Source organism: Streptomyces sp. NPDC001920, assembly GCF_053594495.1.
Map to the genome: position 1 here is coordinate 67,984 of NZ_JBSFEP010000016.1, position 26,091 is coordinate 94,074.

The 26,091-nt window shown below is 71.5% G+C and carries 21 protein-coding genes and 1 riboswitch; of the genes, 14 read left to right on the plus strand and 7 right to left on the minus strand.

Features of this window, described 5'->3' with window-relative positions; genetic code table 11:
- Positions 1-163 precede the first annotated feature (163 nt).
- Complete coding sequence (locus ACWCPI_RS26680; RefSeq protein WP_451040517.1) at positions 164-652, minus strand: GNAT family N-acetyltransferase; 489 nt, start codon at positions 650-652, stop codon at positions 164-166.
- Positions 653-732: 80 nt separating this feature from the next.
- Between ACWCPI_RS26680 and ACWCPI_RS26685 the strand changes: the two genes are divergently transcribed.
- Positions 733-1,668, plus strand: a complete 936-nt coding sequence (locus ACWCPI_RS26685; protein WP_451040602.1) for an endonuclease/exonuclease/phosphatase family protein — start codon at positions 733-735, stop codon at positions 1,666-1,668.
- Here ACWCPI_RS26685 and ACWCPI_RS26690 read toward each other — a convergent pair.
- On the minus strand, positions 1,652-3,169 hold the full coding sequence (locus tag ACWCPI_RS26690) for an MFS transporter (protein WP_451040518.1): 1,518 nt from the start codon (positions 3,167-3,169) through the stop codon (positions 1,652-1,654). The two genes, ACWCPI_RS26685 and ACWCPI_RS26690, sit on opposite strands and share 17 nt — an antisense overlap.
- 396 nt (positions 3,170-3,565) lie before the next feature.
- On the opposite strand from ACWCPI_RS26690, the gene ACWCPI_RS26695 reads away from it, so the two are divergent.
- Positions 3,566-4,354 carry an ABC transporter ATP-binding protein gene (locus ACWCPI_RS26695; RefSeq protein ID WP_451040519.1) on the plus strand — a complete coding sequence of 263 codons (789 nt, stop codon included), beginning with the start codon at positions 3,566-3,568 and terminating at the stop codon, positions 4,352-4,354.
- On the plus strand, positions 4,351-6,921 hold the full coding sequence (locus ACWCPI_RS26700; protein ID WP_451040520.1) for an ABC transporter permease: 2,571 nt from the start codon (positions 4,351-4,353) through the stop codon (positions 6,919-6,921). Before ACWCPI_RS26695 ends, ACWCPI_RS26700 begins: the two co-directional genes overlap by 4 nt.
- 121 nt (positions 6,922-7,042) lie before the next feature.
- Here ACWCPI_RS26700 and ACWCPI_RS26705 read toward each other — a convergent pair whose 3' ends face one another.
- A complete protein-coding gene (locus tag ACWCPI_RS26705) occupies positions 7,043-8,491 on the minus strand; it encodes a DUF2079 domain-containing protein (RefSeq protein WP_451040521.1) in 1,449 nt (482 codons plus the stop codon).
- A gap of 474 nt (positions 8,492-8,965) precedes the next feature.
- Here ACWCPI_RS26705 and mfd point away from each other — a divergent pair, with 474 nt between their 5' ends.
- A complete protein-coding gene (mfd, locus tag ACWCPI_RS26710) occupies positions 8,966-12,496 on the plus strand; it encodes a transcription-repair coupling factor (protein WP_451040522.1) in 3,531 nt (1,176 codons plus the stop codon).
- A 141-nt stretch (positions 12,497-12,637) separates the two neighbouring features.
- Here the strand turns inward: mfd and ACWCPI_RS26715 are convergent, their stop codons facing one another.
- From ACWCPI_RS26715 to ACWCPI_RS26725, 3 genes are all read right to left on the minus strand, one after another.
- Entirely contained in the window at positions 12,638-12,997 is a 360-nt protein-coding gene (locus tag ACWCPI_RS26715) for a MerR family transcriptional regulator (RefSeq protein WP_451040523.1), read from the minus strand.
- Between the two features lie 87 nt (positions 12,998-13,084).
- Positions 13,085-13,504, minus strand: a complete 420-nt coding sequence (locus ACWCPI_RS26720; RefSeq protein WP_451040524.1) for an SgcJ/EcaC family oxidoreductase — start codon at positions 13,502-13,504, stop codon at positions 13,085-13,087.
- Positions 13,505-13,574: 70 nt separating this feature from the next.
- Complete coding sequence (locus ACWCPI_RS26725) at positions 13,575-14,246, minus strand: TetR/AcrR family transcriptional regulator (RefSeq protein ID WP_451040525.1); 672 nt, start codon at positions 14,244-14,246, stop codon at positions 13,575-13,577.
- Between the two features lie 120 nt (positions 14,247-14,366).
- Here ACWCPI_RS26725 and ACWCPI_RS26730 point away from each other — a divergent pair, with 120 nt between their 5' ends.
- Positions 14,367-15,248, plus strand: coding sequence for an SCO6745 family protein (locus ACWCPI_RS26730; protein ID WP_451040526.1), 882 nt, complete (start codon positions 14,367-14,369; stop codon positions 15,246-15,248).
- 84 nt (positions 15,249-15,332) lie between these two features.
- On the opposite strand, the gene ACWCPI_RS26735 is transcribed toward ACWCPI_RS26730, so the two are convergent.
- The gene (locus ACWCPI_RS26735) at positions 15,333-15,515 is read right to left on the minus strand and encodes an Rv0909 family putative TA system antitoxin (RefSeq protein ID WP_451040527.1); all 183 of its coding nucleotides are present in this window, start codon (positions 15,513-15,515) and stop codon (positions 15,333-15,335) included.
- Between the two features lie 191 nt (positions 15,516-15,706).
- Between ACWCPI_RS26735 and ACWCPI_RS26740 the strand changes: the two genes are divergently transcribed.
- The 9 genes from ACWCPI_RS26740 (at position 15,707) to ACWCPI_RS26780 (ending at position 25,710) form a co-directional block, all read left to right on the plus strand.
- Positions 15,707-16,474 carry an HNH endonuclease family protein gene (locus ACWCPI_RS26740; RefSeq protein ID WP_451040603.1) on the plus strand — a complete coding sequence of 256 codons (768 nt, stop codon included), beginning with the start codon at positions 15,707-15,709 and terminating at the stop codon, positions 16,472-16,474.
- Between the two features lie 82 nt (positions 16,475-16,556).
- Entirely contained in the window at positions 16,557-17,300 is a 744-nt protein-coding gene (locus ACWCPI_RS26745; protein WP_451040528.1) for an N-acetyltransferase, read from the plus strand.
- A gap of 191 nt (positions 17,301-17,491) precedes the next feature.
- Positions 17,492-18,154 carry a hypothetical protein gene (locus tag ACWCPI_RS26750; protein ID WP_451040529.1) on the plus strand — a complete coding sequence of 221 codons (663 nt, stop codon included), beginning with the start codon at positions 17,492-17,494 and terminating at the stop codon, positions 18,152-18,154.
- A 38-nt stretch (positions 18,155-18,192) separates the two neighbouring features.
- Positions 18,193-19,689, plus strand: coding sequence for a protein kinase domain-containing protein (locus ACWCPI_RS26755; RefSeq protein WP_451040604.1), 1,497 nt, complete (start codon positions 18,193-18,195; stop codon positions 19,687-19,689).
- 178 nt (positions 19,690-19,867) lie between these two features.
- Positions 19,868-20,512, plus strand: a complete 645-nt coding sequence (locus ACWCPI_RS26760) for a SurA N-terminal domain-containing protein (RefSeq protein WP_388807851.1) — start codon at positions 19,868-19,870, stop codon at positions 20,510-20,512.
- Positions 20,513-20,678: 166 nt separating this feature from the next.
- Entirely contained in the window at positions 20,679-21,659 is a 981-nt protein-coding gene (locus ACWCPI_RS26765; protein WP_451040530.1) for a nucleoside triphosphate pyrophosphohydrolase, read from the plus strand.
- A gap of 453 nt (positions 21,660-22,112) precedes the next feature.
- Complete coding sequence (locus tag ACWCPI_RS26770) at positions 22,113-23,393, plus strand: cytochrome P450 family protein (RefSeq protein ID WP_451040531.1); 1,281 nt, start codon at positions 22,113-22,115, stop codon at positions 23,391-23,393.
- Between the two features lie 167 nt (positions 23,394-23,560).
- Positions 23,561-24,610 (plus strand): transglycosylase family protein, encoded by a 1,050-nt coding sequence (locus ACWCPI_RS26775; protein WP_451040532.1) that lies wholly within the window; start codon positions 23,561-23,563, stop codon positions 24,608-24,610.
- A gap of 209 nt (positions 24,611-24,819) precedes the next feature.
- Positions 24,820-25,019, plus strand: a riboswitch (cyclic di-AMP (ydaO/yuaA leader).
- A 4-nt stretch (positions 25,020-25,023) separates the two neighbouring features.
- On the plus strand, positions 25,024-25,710 hold the full coding sequence (locus tag ACWCPI_RS26780) for a transglycosylase family protein (RefSeq protein WP_451040533.1): 687 nt from the start codon (positions 25,024-25,026) through the stop codon (positions 25,708-25,710).
- Positions 25,711-26,091: the final 381 nt, after the last annotated feature.

Here is a 26,091-nt window from a genome sequence, read left to right on the forward strand (position 1 = left end):
TGGAGCAGGTGGACCAGCAGAAAGACACGCACGGCGATCTCCCCGGCCCGGCTCTCACGCTCCGCGTCTCACGCGACAGCGGCCGGACATGGGGACCCACAGTGACGTACCAGCCCTCCCGGAAGGACACGCCCTTCGACCTCGCGGGCCGCTTCCCGCCCTGTCAGTGCCCGAGATGCGCACGCCGGTAGCGGATGCCGGGCCGGGCGTCCACGACGAGGTCCGCCTCGACGGTGAAGGCGTTGCGTTCCAGGACGGTCCGGGAGGCGAGGTTGTCCAGGGTGGTGACGGCGACGAGGGACGTCAGCCCGTACGTCGTACCGGCCACCCGGCACACCTGCGCGACCGCGGCCGTGGCGACGCCCCTGCCCGCGGCGCGTCGGCCGACGCGGTAGCCGAGTTCGGCACAACGGTCCTCGACGTCGATCAGGTTGATCCGTCCGACCAGGCGTCCCTCGTCGTCCAGGACGACATGGAAGTGGCAGATCCCGGCGTCCTGCTCGGCCAGCAACGCGCCGTGCCGGGAGGGGAAGTCGGCGAAGTAGGCGTCCCCGCGGTCCGGGATCGACCGGGCGAAGTACTCCCGGTTCTCCCGCTCGAAGGCCAGGAGCGCGTCGGCGTGATCGGCGCGCAGCCGCTCCAGCTTCACCATGGCCGCAGGATAGGAGGGCCGAGGGCCCCGGCCGAAACTGATTTACCCCGCTGATCGTCTTGGGAGGTGTGACCTCGACGATGTGGGCGCCGGCGGCGCGCGGGCGGGTCCTCGCCGGGCTCGCCGTGCTGACGGCCGGGCTGGTGGGGTTCCACCGGGCGGTGCCCAACTCCGCGGGGCGCGTGGGAAGTCTGCTGGAGACCTTCCTGCCCTGGCTCGGCGCGGTGGTCGTGGTGCTGTTCGGGCTGGCCCTGCTGCGTCGGTCGGCGCTCGCGCTGGTGGTCCTGCTGCTGCCGGTGGCGGTGTGGACGTACCACTTCGGCGGGCTGCTGCTGCCCGAGCCGGAGCCGGGCGGGCGCGACCTGGTCGTGGTGCAGCACAACGTCAGCGACGAGAACGGCGATCCGGCGGGCACGGCCCGCGCCCTGGCCGACGCCGAGCCCGACCTCATCGCGCTGGAGGAGCTGGTGCCCCGGGCGCTGCCGGTCTACGAGAGGGCGCTCGCCCGGGACTTCCCGTACCACGCGGTGCGGGGGACCGTCGGACTCTGGTCGAGGTATCCGCTCAGTGGTGAGCGGTTGGTGGACATCAGGCCCCGGGGGGTGACGGAGTCCTGGAACCGGGGGCTGCGGGCCGTCGTCCACACGCCGCACGGTGACCTCGCCGCCTATGTCGCGCACCTGCCCTCGGTCCGGGTCCGGGCGAGCGGCCTCGCGTCCGCCCGGCGTGACGAGAGCGCCGCGCTGCTCGGGGAGGTCATCGCCGCGGAGAGGGCGCGGACGGTGATTCTGCTGGGGGACCTCAACGGCACGGTCGACGACCGTGGACTGGCCCCGCTGACCTCGCGGTTGAACGCGGCCGAGCGGGGTTTCGCCCTCAGTTTCCCCGCGGCACTGCCGCTGGCCCGGATCGACCAGGTCATGGCCCGCTCCGCGAGGGTGGTCCACATCCGCGCCCTGCCCGCGACGGGCAGCGACCATCTGCCGGTCGCCGCCCGTGTCACGCCGGGTCCTTGAGCACAGGGAACCGCCTCGGCGCCAGCAGCAACAGCACCAGGAAGGCCAGCGCCGCCGCGCAGGACGCCCCCAGGTACACGGCGTGCACCGCGTCGGCGACGGCCCGCCTGGTGGCGTCCGGTGCCGTGCCGCCGGAGTTCAGCGCCCGTGTCACCGAGTCCAGGTCGCCCGCGCCGCCCAGCCGTGCGGCCAGCACGCCATTGGCCACCGCGCCGAAGAGCGCCGCGCCCACCGTCTGGCCCGTCTGCCGGCAGAACAGCACCGAGCCCGTCGCGGTGCCCCGCTCCGACCAGCCGACCGTCGACTGCACGCCCACGATCAGCGGCAGTTGGAACAGCCCCAGCGCCGCCCCCAGCAGCAGCATCAGCAGCGTCGGCTGCCACGGCTGACCCGGATACGGCAGGAACGGGAACGCCAGCAGGATCAGCGACGCCGAACCGATCCCCAGCATCGCCGTGTTGCGGAAGCCGATCCTGCGGTACACGTGCTGGCTGAACGCCGCCGACAGCGGCCAGCTCAACGTCCAGACGGACAGCACGAACCCGGCGGCCACCGGGCCCAGTCCGAGGACCGACTGGGCGTACGTCGGCAGGAACACCGTCGGAGCGACCATCAGCAGCCCGAGCGCGCCGAGGGCCAGGTTCACCGCCGCGATCGTCCGGCGGCGCCACACCCAGCCCGGGATGACCGGCTCGGCCGCCCGGCGTTCCACGAACACCACGACCGCAGCCAGCGCCAGGCCCGTACCGAACAGGGCGATCGACGGCACCGACAGCCACGGCCAGGCCACCCCGCCCTGCACCAGCGCCGTCAGCAGCACGCCCCCGCACGCGAACACCGCGAGCGCACCCGCCCAGTCCACCCGCACGCGCCTGGGCGCCGCGTCCGCAGCCGGGTCCCGCCGGGGTTCGTGCAGGTGCCGCGCGATCAGCCACAGCGCCACCGCCCCGATCGGCAGGTTGACCAGGAAGATCCAGCGCCAGTCCGCGTAGGCCGCCAGCACCCCGCCCAGCCCCGGCCCGGCCACCGCCGACACCGCCCACACCGTGGACAACCTGGCCTGGATCTTGGGGCGTTCCTGAAGCGGGTACAGGTCGGCGGCGAGCGTCTGCACCGTTCCCTGAAGGGCACCGCCGCCCAGTCCCTGGAGGATGCGGAACGCGATCAGCGCCCCCATGTTCCAGGCCACCGCGCACAGCAGCGAACCCAGCAGGAACACCGCCGCGCCCGCGATCAGCACCGGCTTGCGGCCGAAGGTGTCGGAGAGCTTGCCGTACACCGGCAGGGTCACGGTCACGGCCAGCAGATAGCCGGAGAACAGCCAGGAGAAGACCGAGAAGCCTCCGAGGTCGCCGACGATCTGCGGTACGGCCGTGGAGACGACGGTGGAGTCGAGTGCCGCCAGCGCCATCGTGAGCATCAGGGCGGCGACCACGGCCGCCCGCTTGTCGGTTCCGGTGCGCTGTGCGGTGTCGCGTACCGCGGGTCCCGTACTGCCCACCGGGTGTCCCTTCCCTGTTTTGCTTTCCCCTTGCACCTATATGCCGCCCATCAGCTTCCCACTTGACCCTCACGTCGCGGGAGGGTGGAGCCTGGATGAGCCCGAGGGCCGAGGCGACCCCGACACGCGCTCCGCCGGAGGGTGGACGGCCCCTAGGGGGACCTCCGTACTACGTCTCGGGGAGGGTTGGTACCGCCGGAGGACGAGAGGGCAGGGGGGCCGTTCGTAATCTGGCTTCACGCCGCTGGGGGGCGGCTGACCGAACCCGCGGGGGTGGGGTTTTCCCCCGCACAAGAGGGGGCTGCGCACCAGCGCGCCGCACCCTCTCCCACCACGAGACTGACGGTCGTAACCAGTTCTCGTGATGCACCTGCTGACCGACTTAGGAGACATACCGTGACATCGGCTGTGACCATTCCCAGGCACGGGGGTACTGGAGGGCGTACGGCCGTTGCCGCGCGGGCGCGGCAGGTCGTCAAGGCGTACGGGTCGGGGGAGACCCGGGTCGTCGCCCTCGACCATGTCGACGTGGACATCGCGCGTGGCCAGTTCACCGCGATCATGGGCCCCTCGGGGTCCGGCAAGTCCACCTTGATGCACTGCCTCGCCGGGCTCGACACCGTGACCAGTGGTCAGATCTACCTCGACGAGACCGAGATCACCGGGCTGAAGGACAAAAAGCTCACCCAGCTGCGCCGGGACCGGATCGGCTTCATCTTCCAGGCGTTCAACCTGCTGCCGACCCTCAACGCCCTGGAGAACATCACGCTGCCGATGGACATCGCGGGCCGCAAGCCGGACCGGGCGTGGCTGGGCCGGGTCGTCGACACCGTGGGCCTGTCCGACCGGCTCAGGCACCGGCCGACCCAGCTCTCCGGCGGTCAGCAGCAGCGCGTGGCCGTCGCCCGGGCCCTGGCCGCGCGGCCGGAGATCATCTTCGGGGACGAGCCCACCGGGAACCTCGACTCCCGCGCCGGCGCCGAAGTCCTCGGCTTCCTGCGCAGGTCCGTCGACGAGCTCGGGCAGACCATCGTGATGGTCACGCACGACCCGGTGGCCGCCTCGTACGCGGACCGGGTGCTGTACCTCGCCGACGGACGCATCGTCGACGAGATGTACAAGCCGACCGCCGAGGCCGTGCTGGACCGCATGAAGGACTTCGACGCCCGGGGGCGTACGTCATGACCGTCATGAAGACCTCCCTGCGCAACTTCTTCGCGCACAAGGGGCGCATGGCCCTGTCGGCCGTGGCCGTGCTCCTGTCGGTCGCCTTCGTGTGCGGGACGCTCGTGTTCACCGACACGATGAACACCACGTTCGACAAGCTCTTCGCGGTCACCTCGTCCGACGTCACCGTCAGCCCCAAGACGGCCAAGGACGAGGAGGACGGCGCCGGCACCGGCCGGCCCGCCTCGCTGCCCGCCTCGGCCGTCGAGCGGGTCGCCGCCGTCGACGGAGTGCAGAAGGCGGAGGGCGCGGTCGCCTCGATGAGCGTGACCGTCGTCAACTCCGAGAACGAGAACATGGGTTCCACCACCGGCGCGCCCACCATCGCCGGCAACTGGACCCGGAACGACCTGAAGTCCATGGAGATCACCTCCGGGCACGCCCCGCGCGGGCCCACCGAGGTCATGGTCGACGCGGACACCGCCGACAAGCACGACCTGAAGCTCGGCGACGAGCTGCGCACCATCGCCGCCACCGGCGACATCCGCGCGCGGATCGCCGGCATCGCCTCCTGGAAGGTGACCAACCCCGGCGCGGCCGTCGTCTACTTCGACACCGAGACCGCCCAGCGCACCCTGCTCGGCGCCACCGGCCGCTTCACCCAGGTCTCCGTCACCGCGGCGGCCGGCGTGAGCGACGCGCAGCTCAAGCAGGAGATCGCCCGGTCCCTGGACGGCACGTACAAGATCCAGACGGCCAAGGAGAACGCCGACGAGAACCGCAAGGACGTCGGCGAGTTCATGAACATCATCAAGTACGCGATGCTCGGCTTCGCCGGAATCGCGTTCCTGGTGGGCATCTTCCTGATCATCAACACCTTCTCCATGCTGGTCGCCCAGCGCACCCGCGAGATCGGCCTCATGCGGGCGATCGGCTCCTCACGCCGGCAGGTCAACCGGTCGGTGCTGGTCGAGGCGCTGCTGCTCGGCTTCGTCGGATCCGTCCTCGGTGTCGGCGCCGGTGTCGGCATCGCCGTCGGCCTGATGCAGCTGATGTCGATGGCCGGCATGAACCTCTCCACCGACGACCTCACCGTGAAGGCGACGACCCCCGTGGTCGGCCTGATCCTCGGTGTCGTGGTGACGGTGCTCGCCGCCTATCTGCCGGCCCGCCGCGCCGGCAAGGTCTCCCCGATGGCCGCCCTGCGCGACGCCGGTACGCCGGCCGACGGCAAGGCGGGCCGGGTGCGCGGCCTGATCGGTCTGGTGCTGACCGGCGCCGGTGCCTTCGCCCTCTACGCGGCGGCCACCGCCGACAAGGCGAGTGACGGCTCGCTGATGCTGGGCGGCGGTGTGGTGCTGTCCCTGATCGGCTTCGTGGTCATCGGACCGCTCCTCGCGGGCGGCGTGGTCCGGGTGATCAGCGCGGTGCTGCTGCGGGCGTTCGGGCCGGTGGGCCGCCTCGCGGAGCGCAACGCGCTGCGCAACCCGCGCCGGACCGGCGCCACGGGCGCCGCCCTGATGATCGGCCTCGCGCTGGTGGCCTGCCTGTCGGTGGTCGGCTCCTCGATGGTCGCCTCGGCGACGAGCGAGCTCGACAAGTCGGTGGGCGCGGACTTCATCGTCATGGCCCAGCAGCAGCGGATCGTGCCGCACGCCGAGAAGGCGATGCAGCAGACACCGGGCCTGGAGCACGTCTCCCGCTCCAAGCAGGTCGACGCCACCCTGACCTCGCCCGACGGCACGACCGACGACGAGGGGATCACGGCCGCCGACCCGACGTACGCCGAGGACCTGCGCCGCGCGACCACGGAGGGCACCCTGTCCGCCGCGTACGGCAAGGACGCCATGTCGGTCGGGTCCGACTACGCCAAGAAGCACGGCGTGCACGTCGGCGACACCATCCAGGTCGCCTTCAAGGGCGGTGAGACGGCGAAGCTCAAGGTCGCGGCCGTCACCGACGACGACGCCGCCTTCGACCAGGGCGCCCGCTACATCAGCATCGCCACCCTGGAGCGGTACCTGCCCGCCGACCGGATCCCGCAGAGCGACATGCTGCTCGCCAAGGCGAAGGACGGCCAGGAGGAGGCCGCGTACGCGGCGCTGAAGAAGTCCCTGCACGAGTACCCGCAGTACGCGGTCCGCGACCAGACCGACTACAAGGAGGAACTCAAGGACCAGATGGGCCAGCTCCTGAACATGATCTACGGCCTGCTGGCCCTGGCGATCATCGTGGCCGTCCTGGGCGTGGTGAACACCCTGGCCCTGTCGGTGGTGGAACGCACCCGCGAGATCGGCCTGCTGCGCGCCATCGGTCTCTCCCGACGCCAGCTGCGCCGCATGATCCGCATGGAGTCCGTGGTGATCGCCCTGTTCGGCGCCCTGCTGGGCCTCGGGCTCGGGATGGGCTGGGGCGCGACCGCCCAGCGGCTGCTTGCGCTGGAGGGCCTGAACGTCCTGGACATCCCGTGGCCGACGATCACCGGTGTCTTCATCGGGTCGGCCTTCGTGGGCCTGTTCGCGGCCCTGGTGCCGGCGTTCAGGGCGGGCCGGATGAACGTACTGAACGCGATCGCGACCGATTAGCCACCGCACACGGGGGTTGCGGGGGGCGGGCCCGGGCCGGAGTCTTCACACTCCGGTCCGGGCCCGCGACCGTTGCCCGCTCCGCACCCGCCCCGCCCCGCTCCGTTCCGTTCCCGCCCGGTCAGGTCCGCCGTTCGAGCAGTACGACCCCGTAGGCGGTGCCCTTGACGCCGTAGCGGGCGTCGGGGTGCAGGGTCCGGGCGTAGCCCTCGACGTCCTGGTAGCGCTTGCGGGAGTTGTCCAGGGCGATGAAGTCCGGTTCGACACCACGCGTGTTGCTGACCCAGAAGACCCGGCAGCGCGAGGTGAGCCGGCTGATCGGCGCGATGTTCGCCTCGACCGAGGCCCCGTCCGGAACCTGGGCCAGCAGCCTCTCGACGGCGCTCGTGCGCGCGGGCTTGCGGTAGATCTCGCTCTCGGTCACCGCGGCCAGCGGCAGCGAGGTCGTCAACGCGACGGAGGCGGCGGCGACGGCGGCCGGCAGATGGTTCACGTACGACCGCAGCCAGGCACGCGGGCTGTGCCGGGAGAGGTCGAGGGCGTCGACGAGGGCGAGGACGACGACGGGCATCAGCACGGCGCTGTAGTGCCAGTCCGTCCCCCAGTACTGCGAGTACGACGAGACGAACCGCCACGCGAGGGTGGGCAGGGCGACGAGCAGCAGGGGGGACCGCAGGGCGAGCAGTCCGCTGGTGGGGATGAGCAGCCAGCCGAGGGTGCGCAGCTTGGTGTCGAGGCCGTCGAGGGGTCCGCCGCCGCCCGACTCGTTCACCTTGTTCCAGTAGTCGTAGGTTCCGGCGTTGTTGAAGCTCGGTATGACCAGCAGGAGGGTGACCGCGACGGCCACCACACCGAGGACGGCCACGCCGATCGCGTACCGGGCCGCCCGCGGAGCGTCATGCCGGGCCCGCAGCGCGACCACGACGGCGATGGCCGCGACGGTCATCCCCAGGTCCTCCTTCACGAAGAGGAGGGGAAGCGCCCACAGCAGGGCGGCACGCCAGCGCCGGGCGAGCAGCGCCTCCAGGCTGAAGGCGATGACCGGGACGGCGAAGCAGATCTCGTGGAAGTCGAAGTCGACGGCCTGCTGCAGTCCCCACGACAGCCCGTACGCCACACCGATCGCGAGCCCACGCGCCCGGCCGAGCAGCCGGACCGCGGCACGGGTGACGGGGACGGCGGAGAGGGCGAAGAGCGCCGCCTGTGCCACGAGCAGGGTGACCGGCGAGGGGAACACCCGGTACAGCGGTGCGAGGAGCGCGGTCACAGGGCTGAAGTGGTCCCCCAGGATGTGGAAGCCGGGGCCCTTGAGGTCGGCGACCGGCGCCTGGAGATGCGCGTAGGAGCGGATGACCTGCTCGAAGATCCCGAGGTCCCAGGACCGCTGGCCCAGATGCCGGTAACGCCCGACGGACACGATCGCGTAGCCGACGAAGAGGACCCCGGAGAGCAGCCAGGGGTCCCACCGGCCGCGATCGGGCCGCTCCTGCCCCGAGGAGCCCGCGTCGGGCACCGGTATGGAGGGCTCGGAGGACGTGTTCGGCGTCGTGGAGGGAGCGGGGGAGGGCATGCAGGGACCTTACGCGGTGTACATGCGTGGCCTTACTTGGCGGGGTGATTTGTCCGGATCTTGGGTGGGGTGAGGCTGGAGGGTGAGGGCTGGGGGCGGGCGGCGGGGCAGCGAGGGCCGGGGGCGAGCGGCGGGGGTGGCGAGCTCCGCGGGGGCGAGCCCTTGCGGGAGCGGGAGCGGGAGCGGGAGCGGGAGCGGGAGCGGGCGCGGGAGTGGCGGGCGCGGGAGCGGTGGGTACCGCAGCGGCAGGGGCCGGGGGACGGACGCCGGGGGACGGACACCGGCGAGCACACGGACGCTGGAGGACGGACGCCGGAGGACAGACGTAGGAGGACGGCCGTCGGCGAGCACAGGAGAACGGACGTTATCCACAGCGCCCGCACCGGCCCGCGCAGCGACGTACGCTGGAATCCCCCGGCTCGTCACACGCGTCGGGCCCTTCGTGTTGCCCACCCCGGACGGAAGCGCCCCCGAATGAGTCTGCACGGTCTGCTCGACGCCGTAGTCAAGGACACCGCCCTCGCGGAAGCGACCAGGGCGGCCGCGGACGGCAACCGCATGCACGTCGACCTGGTCGGCCCTCCGGCGGCCCGCCCGTTCGCGCTCGCCGCGCTGGCCCGCGAGACCGGTCGCCCGGTCCTCGCGGTGACGGCGACGGGGCGCGAGGCCGAGGACCTGGCGGCGGCCCTGCGCTCCCTCCTCCCGCCGGAGGGTGTCGTGGAGTACCCGTCCTGGGAGACCCTGCCGCACGAGCGCCTCAGCCCGCGCAGCGACACCGTCGGCCGCCGCCTCGCAGTCCTGCGCCGGCTCGCCCACCCCAGCTCCGACGACCCCGAGACCGGCCCGGTCTCCGTCGTCGTGGCGCCGGTCCGCTCGGTCCTCCAGCCCCAGGTCAAGGGCCTCGGTGAGCTGGAACCGGTGGCCTTGAGGACGGGTGGCACGGCCGACCTCGGCGCCGTCGTGGAAGCCCTCGCCGCCGCCGCGTACGCGCGTGTGGAGCTCGTCGAGAAGCGCGGCGAGTTCGCCGTACGAGGCGGCATCCTGGACGTCTTCCCGCCCACCGAGGAACACCCCCTGCGCGTGGAGTTCTGGGGCGACGAGGTGGAGGAGATCCGCTACTTCAAGGTCGCCGACCAGCGCTCCCTCGAAGTCGCCGAGCACGGCCTGTGGGCCCCGCCCTGCCGCGAGCTCCTCCTCACCGACGACGTACGCGCACGCGCGCGTTCCCTCGCCGAACAGCACCCGGAACTCGGCGAACTGCTCGGCAAGATCGCCGAGGGCATCGCGGTCGAGGGCATGGAGTCCCTCGCCCCCGTCCTCGTCGACGACATGGAGCTGCTGCTCGACGTCCTGCCCAAGGGCGCCATGGCCGTCGTGTGCGACCCGGAGCGGGTGCGCACACGCGCGGCCGACCTCGTGGCCACGAGCCAGGAGTTCCTGCAGGCGTCGTGGGCCGCCACGGCCGGTGGCGGCGAGGCCCCCATCGACGTCGGCGCGGCTTCCCTGTGGTCCATCGCGGACGTCCGCGACCGCGCCCGCGAGCTGGACATGATGTGGTGGTCGGTCTCGCCGTTCGCTGCCGACGAGACGCTCGACGCGGACACCCTCAAGCTGGGCATGCACGCGCCCGAGTCCTACCGCGGCGACACCGCGAAGGCCCTCGCCGACACCAAGGGCTGGCTCGCCGACGGCTGGCGCACGGTCTTCGTGACCGAGGGCCACGGCCCGGCGGCCCGCACGGTCGAGGTGCTCGGCGGCGAGGGCGTCGCGGCGCGCCTGGAGGCGGACCTGGGGGAGATCTCCCCGTCGATCGTCCACGTCGCCTGCGGCTCGATCGAGTACGGCTTCGTCGACCCGGCGCTGAAGCTGGCCGTCCTGACCGAGACCGACCTGACCGGGCAGAAGGCGGCCGGCAAGGACGGCGCCCGGATGCCGGTGCGGCGCCGCAAGACCATCGACCCGCTGACCCTGGAGGCGGGCGACTACATCGTCCACGAGCAGCACGGCGTGGGCCGCTACATCGAGATGGTGCAGCGCACCGTCCAGGGCGCCACACGCGAGTACCTCGTCGTCGAGTACGCCCCCGCCAAGCGCGGCCAGCCGGGCGACCGCCTGTACATCCCCACCGACCAGCTGGAGCAGATCACCAAGTACGTCGGCGGCGAGGCGCCCACCCTGCACCGCCTCGGCGGCGCGGACTGGACGAAGACCAAGGCCCGCGCGAAGAAGGCCGTCAAGGAGATCGCCGCCGACCTGATCAAGCTGTACAGCGCCCGCATGGCGGCGCCCGGGCACTCCTTCGGCCCGGACACCCCCTGGCAGCGCGAGCTGGAGGACGCCTTCCCGTACGCCGAGACCCCCGACCAGCTGACCACCATCGCCGAGGTCAAGGAGGACATGGAGAAGTCGGTCCCGATGGACCGCCTGATCTGCGGCGACGTGGGGTACGGCAAGACGGAGATCGCGGTACGGGCCGCCTTCAAGGCCGTGCAGGACGGCAAGCAGGTGGCCGTCCTGGTCCCCACCACGCTCCTGGTCCAGCAGCACTTCGGCACGTTCTCCGAGCGCTACTCGCAGTTCCCGGTGAACGTGCGCGCCCTGTCCCGCTTCCAGACCGACACCGAGGCCAAGGCGGTGCTGGAGGGCCTGCGCGACGGAGCGGTGGACATCGTCATCGGCACCCACCGCCTGTTCTCCTCGGAGACCAAGTTCAAGGACCTGGGCCTGGTCATCGTCGACGAGGAGCAGCGCTTCGGCGTCGAGCACAAGGAGCAGCTGAAGAAGCTGCGCGCCAACGTCGACGTCCTGACGATGTCCGCGACCCCGATTCCCAGAACCCTGGAGATGGCGGTCACCGGCATCCGGGAGATGTCGACGATCACGACGCCGCCCGAGGAGCGCCACCCGGTCCTGACTTTCGTCGGGCCGTACGAGGAGAAGCAGATCGGCGCGGCCATCCGCCGCGAACTGCTGCGCGAGGGCCAGGTCTTCTACATCCACAACCGGGTCGAGTCGATCGACCGGGCGGCCGCCCGCCTGCGCGAGATCGTCCCCGAGGCGCGGATCGCCACCGCCCACGGCCAGATGTCGGAGCAGGCGCTGGAGCAGGTCGTCGTCGACTTCTGGGAGAAGAAGTTCGACGTCCTGGTCTCCACGACGATCGTCGAGTCCGGCATCGACATCTCCAACGCCAACACCCTGATCGTGGAGCGCGGCGACAACTTCGGCCTCTCCCAGCTGCACCAGCTGCGCGGCCGGGTCGGACGCGGCAGGGAGCGCGGCTACGCCTACTTCCTGTATCCCCCGGAGAAGCCGCTGACGGAGACGGCCCACGAGCGCCTGGCGACCATCGCCCAGCACACGGAGATGGGCGCGGGCATGTACGTCGCCATGAAGGACCTGGAGATCCGGGGCGCGGGCAACCTGCTGGGCGGTGAGCAGTCCGGCCACATCGCGGGCGTCGGCTTCGACCTCTACGTCCGTATGGTCGGCGAGGCGGTCGCGGACTACCGGGCGTCGCTGGAGGGCGGTGTCGAGGAGGAACCGCCGCTGGAGGTCAAGATCGAGCTGCCCGTCGACGCGCACGTCCCGCACGACTACGCGCCGGGCGAGCGGCTCCGCCTCCAGGCCTACCGCTCGATCGCCTCCGCCAACACGGAGGAGGACATCAAGGCCGTACGGGAGGAACTCGTCGACCGTTACGGCAAGTTGCCGGAGCCGGTCGAGAACCTCCTCCTGGTGGCCGGCCTGCGCATGCTGGCACGCGCGTGCGGCGTCGGCGAGATCGTCCTGCAGGGCAACAACATCCGCTTCGCACCGGTGGAGTTGCGCGAGTCCCAGGAACTCCGGCTCAAGCGGCTCTACCCCGGGACCGTCATCAAGCCGGCCGCACACCAGGTGCTGGTGCCGCGCCCGAAGACGGCGAAGGTGGGGGGAAAGCCGCTGGTCGGGCGGGATCTGCTGGGCTGGGTCGGGGAGTTCCTCACGTCGGTTCTGGGGTCGTAGCGCGAGTCTGGGCTCGGGCTCGGGCTTGGGCTCGGGCTCGGGCGGTGGGGCCAGGGCTGGGGCTCGGGCTGTGGGGCCAGGGCTGGGGCTCGGGCTGTGGGGCCAGGGTTGGGGCTGTGGGGCCAGGGCTTGGGATCGGGTTCAGGCCACCGGCTGCACGCGACCGCCCGTCGCCTCGGCCAGGGCCGTTGCCGGCCGTTGCCGTACGGCGAGCTGCGCCGCGATGCGCTCCTCCATCGCGGCGAAGCGGTCGAGGGCGACCCGCAGGGCCGCGTCGGACGCCGGCCCCTCGGCCACGTCGCCGTCCAGGCACGGCAGGAACACGCGAACGTCGTCCAGGGCCAGGCCCACGTCCAGGAGACGACGGACGTTGCGGACACGGGCGGCGACGGCGGCGTCGTAGAACCGGTAGCCGTTCGCCGCCCGCTCCGAGGTGATCAGCCCCGCCTGCTCGTAGTGCCGCAGGGCGCCGACGCGAAGAGGGTCCCCCGCTCGTGCCAAGTCGAGAATGGGGAGTCGGCAACCGACGACAACGTGGCAGATGCGCGTGCCAGGCCCCGCGACGCCGGCATGATCCAACCGACAGGCCTAACTCTCGTCGACCCGCACCGCGGTGTTCTGGCAGGCGTGCAGCAGCCACCGGCCGTCGTCCTGACGGGTCATGACGTACAGCGGGGCGCCCTCCGTGTCACCGTCCGGTGCATGGTAGACCTGCCGGACCTTGACGGCCGCCACGTCAGGCCGCAGGAACTGCGTGTGCGCCACCTCGTAGGTGACCTCGCCGTCCCATGTCGCGTTCGGCAGCACGGCCCGGGTGAACTCGGCGATCGCGTCGAAGCCTATGAGGACCTTGCCATGCGCGGTGGTCCACAGGGCGTCGGGGTGGAAGAGGGCGAGGAAGCCCTCGGGGTCCTTGGCCCGCTGTGTGCGTTGGACGGTGGCGACGACTTCGGCGATCGCCTGGAGGTCCGCCTCCGCGGCGGCTGTGTGCGCGGTTGTGGTGGTCATGCGGATCACTCTGGGGCCTCAAGTGGACTTGAGGTCAAGTGATTTTCCGGGGGCTGCAGCGTCTGCTCGGTCACCTGGGGTTCTGTTCCGGGCTCTCGGTCCCCCGGGTTGGGGTCGCCGCAAGCTCGGTCGTCGGGGCGGCGGGCTCCTGGGGTGCGCCGGTGCGGAACAGCGTCGCCGCCAGGGTCCGGAACACCTCCTCCGGATCCCTGTCGCCCACCGGGCCGTCCAGGTTGTGGCCGAGGAGCAGCGTGGCGAAGCCGTGCGCGAGGGACCAGGCGGCCACGCCCGCGAGGCGGGAGTCGATGCCGAAACTCTCGGGCCGCACTCCGGAGACGGCGCCGCGCAGCGCGTCGCCGGCGAGGGTGCGGGCCGTGGTCAGTTCCAGGTCGTCGGCGCGCAGCAGTTCGGGCGTGAACATCACCTGGAAGTGCGCGGGGTGCTCGCGCGCGAAGCGGACATAGCGCACGCCCGCGTCCTTGAGGTCGTCGGCCTCGGTGAGCGCGCTCGCCAGCAGCCCGAACCCCTCGGCGGCGATCGCCGTGAGCAGGCCCGTGCGGTCCTTGAAGTGATGGGCCGGCGCCGCGTGCGAGACACCGGCGCGGCGGGCGAGGTCGCGCAGGCTCAGCGCGGACGGGCCGTCGGCGCCGATGACGTCCAGGGCCGCCGCGAGGATGGCGCGGCGCAGGTCGCCGTGGTGGTAGGGGCGGCGGGGGGAGGTGGGCTTCTGCGTGGGGGCCATGGGCAGCAGCGTACGCGCAATCTAGGCATTGACAAGTTCTGCCCTCGTCGGGCAATCTTGTCAGTGTCAAGTTGCGGGGCTTCGGGAGCCCCGCGTCATCGAGTCAGGGGGAGTCGCGTCATGGTGAACCACGAAGGCGGTCCGGAGCAGGGCCGGGTGCGTCAGCTCTGGCACCTGCTGGAGCCGCTGCACGCGGTGCTGTACTACGCGCCGGAGGTCTTCGACGAGGCCGCCGCGCTCGGGTATCCCGTCGAGGAGCGCTGGCCGGGCTACTTCCCGTTCCGGGCCGCACCGCTGGGTCCGGTCGGTGCGGAGAGCGTCTCGTCCGCCTTCTACAGCTTCAGCCCCCGCATGGTGGCCGAACACATCGACCACGCATGGAAGATCGCCGACCCCGAAGCCCTGCTCCAGGCGAGAGTGAGGGGCATCGACCGGGCCTACCGCGCGTTGTTCGGCGACCGTACGGACAGCGCGGAGCTGGCGGAGGGTGCCGCCCTCGCCCGCCGCGTCGCCGAGGCGGCGAACACCGCGGGCCGCCCGCTCGCCGCGGCCAACGCCGCCCTGGACTGGCCGGAAGCTCCCCACCTCCAGCTCTGGCACGCGGCGACACTCCTGCGGGAACACCGCGGTGACGGCCATATAGCCGCCCTGCTGGTCGCCGGGCTCGACCCCGTCGAATCACTCGTGTCCTTCGCGGCGATCGGCGCCGCGTCCGTCGAGCGATTCGAAAGCCGGGGCTGGACCTCCGGGGAATGGGCCGACGCCCGTGCCCGGCTGGCGGACCGAGGGCTGGTCGACGCCGACGGCACGGCCACGGAAGCGGGCCGTGAGTTGCGCCGCACGGTGGAGGAGCACACCGACCGGCTCGCCGCCGCGCCCTGGCGGGTGCTGAGCGGTGCCGAGACCGACCGCCTGGTGGAACTGCTCGGCGAGTTCTGGGTGGCGGTGCTGTCCTCGGGTCTGCTGCCGTCGGAGACGACGCTGGGCATCGGGAAGGTGTGAGAGCGCGCGAAGCCGCCCGCGGGGGCTGGTCCCGCGGACGGCTTTAGTGCGCACGGTGATGGAGAAGACCTCGCGTCCTCGGCTCTACGGCTGCTCGGGCCTGTCACGTTCCATGCCGAACTCGCGCTCCATCCGCTGCTGCGCGTCGTCGACCTGGCTCTCGTACTTGTTGCCCGTCTTCTCGTTGGACTTCCGCTCCGCGGCGTCGGACATGTCCCTGGCCTTGTCCTGCCCGTGGCGGTTCTTGAACCTGTCGAAGATGCCCATGCAGAGCTCCTTCCAGAGGTGATTCATCACCGACGATACGCCCGGGTTGTGAGGTATGCGCGGTCGGCTCCGTCGTGGTCTGGACCTCGTGGACGCCGCGGCGCTTCGGATCGCTACCGTGTGTACGACGGCGTACCAGGGAAGACCGCCTGTGCGGGCGGAACGGTCGGCAAGGGGAGGGGCGCGTCGTGATGCGTCTGAGGGGCGGGGCGGCCGGCGCCGCGGCGATGCTCGGCTTGGTGCTGACCGTGGCGGGATGTGAGAGCGTCGACCTGCCGGTGGACGGCACGCCCTCCGGCGCCGGCCCGGCCGAGGGTTCCGGCCGCGCGGCGAGCCCGCTGGACAACCCGGACGGCACGAAACCGGGGCTCGCACCGCTCACCTCGGGCGCCGAACGCGCCGAGGCGCGGGCCCTCATCGAGAAGGTGGCCACCAAGGGCCGCGGCCCCAGGACGGGTTACGACCGCGACGAGTTCGGCTACGCGTGGATGGACTCGGCGCCGGGCGGCATCCCGTTCGCGCGCAACGGCTGCGACACCCGCAACGACCTGCTGAAACGCGACGGTGAGGACCTCCGCTTCCGCTCCGGATCGGACTGCGTCGTGATGGCCATGACGCTGCACGACCCGTACACGGGCCGGACGATCGAGTGGACCAAGTCCCGAGCCACGGCCGTACAGATCGACCACGTCATGCCACTGTCGTACGACTGGCAGATGGGCGCATCCCGCTGGCCCGAGGGCAAACGCCAGGACATCGCCAACGACCCCCTCAACCTCATACCGGTCGACGGCCGCACGAACGGTTCCAAGGGCGACTCGGGCCCCGCGTCCTGGCTGCCTCCGAACAAGCGGATCCGCTGCTCGTACGCGGTGCGCTTCGCCCAGGTCTCACTGAAGTACGAACTGCCGGTGACGACCGCCGACAAGGAGATGATGCTGCGCCAGTGCACGGGATGAGGCGAGCCGTACGCGGTGAAGTGCCTCTGGACGGGGCGAAATCGGCTGGTCGGCGCGGTTGCCCGGCCCTACGGTGACGGGCATGGAGCTGAAGATGTCGAGCCTGGCCGACCGTCCCGAGATGCTCGACCGAGTCATCGAAATGACGGACAGCTGGCCCGAGTTCATGGGCCAGGACCTGGTGGGAAACGCCCACTACGGCAGGATCCCCCGTGAACTCCCGCAGTACGTGCTGTTCGCCGAGGACGAGCGCGGCGAGGTCGTCGCCCACGCCTACAGCGTGCCCTTCGCCCTGGCCGCCGAGGGCCGCGGCCGACTGCCCGCCCGCGGCTGGGACGAGGTGCTGGTGTGGGCGTTCGCCGACCTGCGCACCGGTACCCGGCCCGACACGGTCAGCGCCATCTCCGTCGTCATCGCCCCGCACGCCCAGGGCAGCGGCCTGTCCGCGCGCATGCTCTCCGCGATGCGTGACAACGCCCGGGCCCAGGGCTTTCGCGAGGTCGTCGCCCCGGTCCGCCCCAACGCCAAGCACCTCGAACCGCGCACCCCCATCGAGGAGTACGCCCGCCGTGTGCGCCCCGACGGACTGCCCCACGACCCGTGGCTGCGCGTCCACGCCCGCGCCGGCGCCACCATCGACCGCGTCGCACCCGCCTCCATGACCATCGCCGGCTCGCTGGAGCAATGGCGCGGCTGGACCGGCCTGCCCTTCGACACCGCGGGTGACATCGAGGTACCCGGGGCGCTGGTGCCGGTGCGATGCGAGCCGGAGCGGGACCACGCGGTGTACGTCGAGCCCAACGTGTGGATGCGGCACCCCCTCTGACCCCGGAAGCCCGGCCTCGGCGAGCTGCGCCGCCGTACGGAGTGATCGGCATGACAACGGTTCGGTACAACCGGTGACCGTATGTCGGTGTCGGCCTATACGCTCGAAGCGACAATCGCACGATCGAGGTTGTCCCAGACCGGGCCAGGGGGTCGCCCCCGCACGCCCACTTCAGCGCAACAGGAGCAGCCATGCAGGGCCACGGCTACACGCAGCCGGTGAAGCAGCCGCCGCCGACGGGGTGGCTGGTCTTCCTGCGCGTGGTCCTCGTCGTGATCTCGGTGATGAGCTGCGGCATGCTGCTGTGGGTGATGATGCTGCGTCTGGTCATCGTCACTCGCAGAGCGCGCGACTGGGCTCTGTTCGCGGCGTCGATCGGCGTGGAGTTCTTCGGCCTCTACCTGCTGGGGTCCGAGCCCGGCGACGAGATCCACAGCCCGCGCGGCTGGACGGGCCTGGTCGTCGTCCTGGGCGGCATGGTCGCCGCGATCGCGTACTACCTCGCCGCGGACATACGTCACTTCCAGCAGCTCCGCCTCTCCAGTCACGGCACACAGGCGCCCCAGGCACCCGCCTACGGCTATCCGCAGCCCCAGTCGCCGTACACCGCCACGACCGTGCCGCAGTCACCGCCGCTGTCCGGGACCCCGCTGCCCCAGACTCCGATACCCCAGACTCCGCTTCCCCAGACTCCGATACCCCAGCCGCCGACCTCCGGGACGCCGGTGCCGCCGCCCCCGCAGCGTCCCGCGCCCGCGCGCATCGACCAGGTGCGTGCCGAACTCGACGAGCTCAGTGACTACCTGCGCCAGCACGACGGCCGGCAGGACCGCGACCACGAGGGCGGAAGGTGACCGTGGCGGCAGGACGTGTCGTCGCCGGCCGCTATGAACTGTCCACGCTCATCGGACAGGGCGGCATGGGACAGGTCTGGACGGCGTACGACCGTCGGCTCGACCGGCGCGTCGCCGTGAAGTTGCTGCGCCCGGACAAGGTGGCCGGGCACGAGGCGGACGAACTGCGCCGCCGCTTCGAGCGCGAGTGCCGGGTGACCGCACAGGTCGACCACCCAGGGCTGGTCACGGTCCATGACGCGGGCACCGAGGGCGAGGAACTGTTCCTCGTCATGCAGTACGTCGACGGCGTCGACCTCTCCGCCCACCTCGCCGAGCGCAACCCGTACCCATGGCAGTCGGCGGTGGCGGTCGCCGCGCAGCTGTGCGCCGTACTCAGTGCCGTGCACGCGGTGCCGATCGTCCACCGCGACCTCAAGCCGCGCAACGTCATGGTGAAGCAGGACGGCACGGTCACCGTGCTCGACCTCGGTGTCGCCTCCGTCATGGACGCCGACACCACCCGCCTCACCCACACCGGCACGCCCATCGGCTCGCCCGCCTACATGGCCCCCGAGCAGGCGATGGGCGGCGCGGTCGGCCCGTACACCGACCTGTACGCGCTCGGCGTGGTGCTGCACGAACTCCTCAGCGGCGACGTGCCGTTCTCCGGCTCGACGGCGCTCGGCGTGCTGCACCGGCACCTGTACGAACCGCCGCTGCCCGTGCGCCGTATCCGCGCCGAGGTCCCCGAAGCGCTCGAAACACTGGTCCTGCGCCTGCTCGCGAAGGACCCCCAGCACCGCCCCGCCTCCGCCCAGGAGGTGTACGAAGCCCTGGCGCCGCTCCTGCCCGCCCGTGGAACGCCCACCGGGGCACCCCTCGATCCCACGCGCCCCTTCCTGCGCCCGCACGCCCCCTGGCCGGACCGGGCGCGCACTCCCGCCCCCCAGCCCGCCCCCGCCACCCCCGTCACGCCGGCCGACGAGAAACCGGACGTCGCGCGCGCCGTCGACGAGGTCAAGCGCCTCCTCGGCGAGGGCCGCATCACCCAGGCCGTCGACATCCTGGGCGCGATCCTGCCCGCCGCCGCCGAACAGCACGGCGAGCACTCCCCGGTCGTGCGCACCCTGCGCAAGCAGTACGCGGCCACCCTCATGGACGACGGCCAGTACCGGCGCGCGCTGCCCGAACTGCGCCGCCTCGCCGACGAACGCGCCGCCGAGGCTGGCCAGGCCGATCCGCAGTCCCTGCGCTTCCGCTACGACGCCGCCCAGTGCCTGGAGCAGCTCGGGGAGCCCGCGGCCGCGCTCGCCGAGTACCGCGCGCTGCTTCCGTACTACGAGAACCAGTACGTCTCCGGCAACGACCACGAACTCGCCCACGACGTCCGCCGCCGCATCGGCCACCTCCTGCTCGCCCTCGGTGACCGCCCCGCCGCCCACGACACCCTGGCCCGCCTGCTGCTCGACGTGGAACGCCGGCACGGCCCGGTCCACCCGCTCGCCACCGAGGTGCGCCGGACGCTGCAGTGGCTGGGTCAGGTGCGCGGCTGATTGCTGACCGGCGGCGACGGCGACCGCTCGCGCTGAGGGCCGTGCGGGTGGCGCTGCGGTGCCGGAAGTCCTGATGAATCGTTGGTCGAATGGGTTGGCCAGAGCTTGCCCACTGCCTACCATCGATCACCGCAAGACTTTGTGCACTGCCGCACAAGCTCTTCCTCGGGAGGTCTCCTTGCACCGCCGCCGTCGCACCGCGCTCCTCCTCTCCGCCGCGATCGCCGCTGCGCCCCTGCTCACCGCCTGCGGGAACGATGCGCACCCCGGCGCGGCAGCCGTCGTCGGCGGCCAGCGGATCACCGTCGCGCAGCTGGAGAACAGGGTGGGCGAGGTCCGTGCGGCCCAGCGCGCAGCCGTCCCGGACGACGCCCAGTACGCGCAGGTCATCGCCAAGTCCGGCACCCTCCCGCGGGACGTCCTGCACACCATGGTCCTCGACCGGGTGCTGCACCGCGCCGCGCAGGACGCGGGCGTGACCGTGACCCGCAAGGAGCTGCAGGGCATGCGCGGCGACCTGGAGCGGGAGGTCGGTGGCGCCAAGGCGCTGGAAGCGGCCTGGCTCCAGCAGTACGGCATCCCGCCGCAGCGCCTCGACGAGAACCTGCGCCTTCAGCTGGAGGCCCAGAAACTCGCCGCGAAGCTCGGCACCGACACCGGCAAGCCCGCTTTCTGGAACGCCCTGGCCGAGGCCTCCAAGCGGCTCGACATCGACCTCAACCCGCGTTACGGCACCTGGGACGTCCAGAAGAGCAGCCGGGCCGACACCAAGACGCCGTGGGTGCGCGAGGTGACGGCGACCGGGGGCGGGCAGACGGCGTAGCCGCACGGCGCGACGGCCCACCGCGGGATCAGGGGCGCAACGGCCCTCCCGTGGCCCCGGCGCACCCGCCCACGGGACCCCGGCGCACATCCGCCTGTGGACAACGCGGGCCGTGAGCCTGTGGACGACCGGAGGGGCCGTCGGCGTCGTGGGTTACGTTCGGATGGTGAACGCAACCAGCCCCGAAGCCGTCGCTCCCGGCCGCATCGTCCTGCTCACCACCAGCCACCGCGTCGCGCCCGGCCTGCTGTCCTGGCCCGCCTGGCAGGCACTGCACGGCGCCGACCGTGTGCTGTGCGCGGACGGCACGCACCCGCAGCTGCCGTATCTGCGCGAGGCCGGGGTCACGGTCGACGAGGCCGCCCCGACCGCAGAGGAACTGATCGACGCCTGCGCCGGCGGGCGCACCGTCGTCGTCGTGGCCACCGGCGAGGGCGAGCCGGCGCTCACCGACGGTCTGGCCCGCCTCGCCGGTTCCGGACGCGTCAGCATGCCCGACCTGGAGCTGCTCCCCGCCTCCTACGACCTGCCCGGCGCCCGCCTCCTCGACCTCGTCCAGGTCATGGACCGCATCCGCGCCGAGTGCCCGTGGTCCTCCCAGCAGACACACAAGGGTCTGGCGAAGTACGGCATCGAGGAGGCGTACGAACTCGTCGAGGCGATCGAGGAAGGCGACCGCGACGAACTCCGCGAGGAACTCGGGGACGTCCTCCTGCAGGTCGTCTTCCACTCCCGCATAGCCGAGGAGGACCCGGAGGCGCCCTTCTCCATCGATGACGTGGCAGGCGGCATCGTCACCAAGCTGATCCACCGCCACCCGCACGTCTTCGGCGACGAGACGGCGACGACCCCCGAGGAGGTCAAGGAGCACTGGCTGCGCACGAAGGCCGTCGAGAAGCGGCGCGAGTCGGTGACGGAGGGCATCCCTCTGGGCCAGCCGGGCCTCGCCCTCGCGGCGAAGCTGGCGTCGCGGGTGCGGACGGCGGAGCTGGAGGTGGACCTGCCGACCGGCGAAGGAGTCGGCTACGAACTGCTCGCACTGGCGGTCCGCGCCGAGGCGGCCGGAGTGGATCCCGAGGCAGCGCTGAGAGTAGCGGCCCGGGCCTACCGGGATGCCGTACGGGCTGCCGAGGGCTTGTCCGCGTAGGTGTGGCTCGGGTCCGCCCCGGCCACGCCCCCGGACCGCTGAGGGGCCGTCTGCCCAGACCCCATGCCGCCCAGGCCCCCAGACCCGCCTCCGCCGCGGCAGGCCCAGAGCGCCGACACGTGTGGACCCGCCGGGCGCACGACAGTGCCCGGCACAGGGCCCGCGTCCGAGTCGTCCGGCCTTCACGCCCGTGCCCGATGGCCCGCGGCCGAGTCTGCCGGCCTCCGCGCCTGTGCCCGCCGGTGCCCGAGTCGCCTGACCCTCACGCCCGTGTCCGACGGACCCGCGCCCGAGTCGCCCGGCCCCCCGCCTGTACCCAACGGGCCCGCGCCCGAGTCGCCCGGCCCCACGCCAGTGCCTGACGGCCCCCACGCCCCCGCCCCACAAGCCCACGCCCGAGTCCTTCAACCCCCACGGCCGTACCCCCACCGCCCCTCCGGATACGGTCGAGGAGTGACCGACCAGCCCGCCCCCGCCGACGCCGCGCCCGAACCCCCGGAGCTCTTCACCTGGGAGTTCGCCACCGACCCCTACCCCGCCTACGCCTGGCTGCGGGACCACGCGCCCGTGCACAGGACGCGCCTTCCCAGCGGCGTGGAGGCCTGGCTGGTCACCCGTTACGCCGACGCCAAGCAGACGCTCGCAGACAACCGGCTCTCCAAGAACCCGGCCCATCACGACGAACCGGCCCACGCCAAGGGCAAGACCGGTATCCCCGGTGAGCGCAAGGCCGAGCTCATGACGCACCTGCTCAACATCGACCCGCCGGACCACACCAGGCTGCGCCGTCTGGTCAGCAAGGCGTTCACCCCGCGCCGGGTCGCCGAGTTCGCCCCCCGCGTGCAGGAGCTCACCGACAGCCTCATCGACGGGTTCGCGGACAAGGGGGAGGCCGACCTCATCCACGAGTTCGCCTTCCCGCTCCCCATCTACGCCATCTGCGACCTGCTCGGCGTTCCCCGAGAGGATCAGGACGACTTCCGGGACTGGGCGGGCATGATGATCCGTCACCAGGGCGGCCCGAGGGGCGGTGTCGCGCGATCGGTGAAGAAGATGCGCGGCTATCTCGCCGACCTCATCCACCGCAAGCGCGAGGCACTCCCGGACACCCCCGCACCCGGCGAGGACCTCATCTCCGGCCTCATCCGCGCCTCCGACCACGGCGAGCACCTCACCGAGAACGAGGCCGCCGCCATGGCCTTCATCCTGCTGTTCGCCGGTTTCGAGACCACCGTCAATCTCATCGGCAACGGCACCTACGCCCTGCTGACGCACCCCGAGCAGCGCGCCCGCCTCCAGCGTTCCCTGGCCGCCCAGGAAACGGCCCTCCTCGAAACAGGAGTGGAGGAACTCCTGCGCTACGACGGCCCCGTCGAGCTCGCCACGTGGCGGTTCGCCATGGAGCCGCTCACCATCGGCGGGCAGCGGATCGCATCCGGCGACCCCGTCCTGGTCGTCCTGGCCGCCGCCGACCGGGACCCGGAGCGGTTCGCCGACCCCGACGTCCTCGACCTCGGCCGCCGCGACAACCAGCACCTCGGGTACGGCCATGGCATCCACTACTGCCTCGGCGCACCGCTGGCCCGCCTGGAGGGCCAGACCGCCCTCGCGACCCTGCTGACCCGGCTCCCGGACCTGCAACTCGCGGTGGACCCGGCCGAGTTGCGGTGGCGCGGCGGCCTCATCATGCGGGGGCTGCGAACACTTCCGGTGCGATTCACCCCAGTTGGGTGAGTGTGTCCACCTCCGCAAACGTGACACGCACTCACCTCTGTGATCTTCACGTGATCTGTGCGGCATTAACTTGTGACAAGTGATCGTCTGCCTATACGTTCACGGATCAACGACGGCGCCCACGCTTCACGCGCCGCGGTCACTGCTGCCTCGCGAAAGGTCCCCGCATGCTCTCCGGGAACGGTCGTCACCGTCGCCCCCGTCAGGCGCCGGCACTTCTGGTCGCGGCCGGAGTGACCGGCTCCGCCATCGCCATCCCGCTCCTCGGTGCCACGGGGGCGAGCGCGGCCGACGGTACGGTCTGGGACAAGGTGGCCGACTGCGAGAGCGGTGGGTCCTGGAGCGCGGACACCGGCAACGGGCAGTACGGCGGCCTGCAGTTGACCCAGGACGAGTGGGACGAGTACGGCGGTCTCGACTACGCGGCGAGCCCCGATCTGGCGAGCCGTTCCCAGCAGATCGCCGTGGCGCAGGAGATCCTCGCGGACCGGGGAACCAGCCCCTGGGGCACCTGTGCGGTCCTCAACGGCCTCACCAAGCAGTCGGGGTCGGTCGACCTCGACACCGGTGTGGAGGAGGACTCGCCGTCCGAGGTTTCCGGGTCATCCGGATTGCTCGACTCGCCAGGCCGGTCGGATTCGTCCGGATCGTCCAGTTCGTCCGGTTCATCGAACTCATCCGGTTCTTCCGGTTCTTCGAACTCTTCCGGCGCCTCGACTCCGTCGGGTGACTCGAACTCGCCGAGCGGCTCTTCTGATGAATCGTCCGAATCGCCCGATAGCTCCTCTTCGTCTCCCTCGTCACCCCCAAGGGCCGAGAAGTCCGAGAAGGCGGACACGTCGCCCGACTCCCGGGTCGCGCAGTCGCCGGACAGCTCTCCCGTAGAGGCCCCCAAGGGGGACAATCGGGACGACTTGGGGCAGGCGGCGGGCTCCTGGAGCCTGGTCGACACCGGGTCGATCGAGGACGCGACCACCGGCTCCGGGCGTCATCGCGGAGCCAGTGCCGACGAGAGCGAGGCCGTCGACGGCGCCGCCAAGCCCTCCGGCCGCCACGCCTCGTACAGCGTCCGCCCGGGGGACACCCTGGCCTCCATCGCCGACTCCCTTGAGCTCGACGGCGGGTGGCGTGCGCTGTACGACGCGAACAAGGACGCCATCGGCGCCGACGCCAACGACATCTTCCCCGGTCAGACCCTGGACGTCCCGACCGAATAGGTGCCGAACAGGGCGAAAAACTGCGGGAGTTCGCGTCACGTTTCGCTCCTGAATGTCCGTTTTAAATGTAGTGAGAGATAGATCTCAGAAGCCCTGATCGTCTTTGAAATTCCGCGAATCGCGTGTCTACGGTCGTGACCGCTCGCCACCAGTGCGGGCCCCGATGGCCGTCACGCCGAATCCTGCCGGCGGCCGTACGGGAACAGTCGTCGCGTCAAGCGCCGTAGGCAGGAGCGGGGGACCCAAGGTTTGCGCCGGGTCCGGCAGTTGAGGCCCTTCGGGGCCGCACGGCCGGAGCCGGCTCGGGGTGAAGCCGCGCAACAGCAGCCGAGAGGCGAGCGTGCGCGGCCGGGCAACTCAACCGGCCCGAACCCGACAGCTCACCTCGTAGGCGTCGGTGAGGGGATCTCTCCATGCTGTTTTCCAGCAAGGGCAAGCACCGTCGTCCGTCCAAGGCCGCCCGTGCCATCGCCGTCGTCGGCGTCACCGGCGCCGCCGCCGTCGCCGCCCCGCTGATGGCCGCGGGCAGCGCCTCGGCCGCCACCGCCTCCGAGTGGGACGCCGTCGCCCAGTGCGAGTCCGGCGGCAACTGGTCGATCAACACCGGCAACGGCTACTACGGCGGTCTGCAGTTCTCCGCCTCGACCTGGGCCGCGTACGGCGGCACCCAGTACGCCTCCACCGCCGACCAGGCCACCAAGGCCCAGCAGATCGAGATAGCCGAGAAGGTCCTCGCCGGCCAGGGCAAGGGCGCCTGGCCGCACTGCGGCACCGGCCTGTCGAACGCCGCCTACTCCGGCGCCTCGTCGAGCGACTCCTCGCAGAGCTCCGAGACCACCACCCGCTCCACCGAGCAGCAGTCGGCCTCCCGCTCCGCCGAGCGCCCGGCCGCCGAGAAGGACAAGACCGTCACCACCCCGACCGGCAAGAAGGTCAAGAAGGGCGACGGCGAGTACAAGGTCGCCAAGGGTGACAGCCTCAGCTCGATCGCCCAGGAGCGCGACGTCAAGGGCGGCTGGGAGAAGCTCTTCCAGCTGAACAAGGACATCGTCCAGGACGCCAACCTGATCTACCCGGGTCAGCAGCTGCACCTGAAGTAATTCGGGCCGACAGCTGAACCCCGGCGCCCTCACATCCGTGGACCTCGAAGCCAGGACCCCGTGAGGGCCACCCCCCCCGTCCTCACGGACTCCCCGCTCCGGTGCGTGTTCCCCCGTACGCGCCGGGGCGGGGCTTTTCTCTGTCCGCGCCCGGTCACCCGACGGCGCGGGCGGATCCTTCCATCGGTCTTCGCTCCGGATTCGTTTCCCGTCCGTCATCCGGAAGCCTCTTTGTTCCGCCTGGGAACAATGTGTACCGTCAGTCTGTCCACGGGACGGTCGCTCGCCGACCGATGTCCCGGGGGCGGTTAGGCTCTAGGCGCGAGGCCACGTGCCCGCACCACCAGCGACACATCGCGTCACATCCCAAGAAGGAGATGC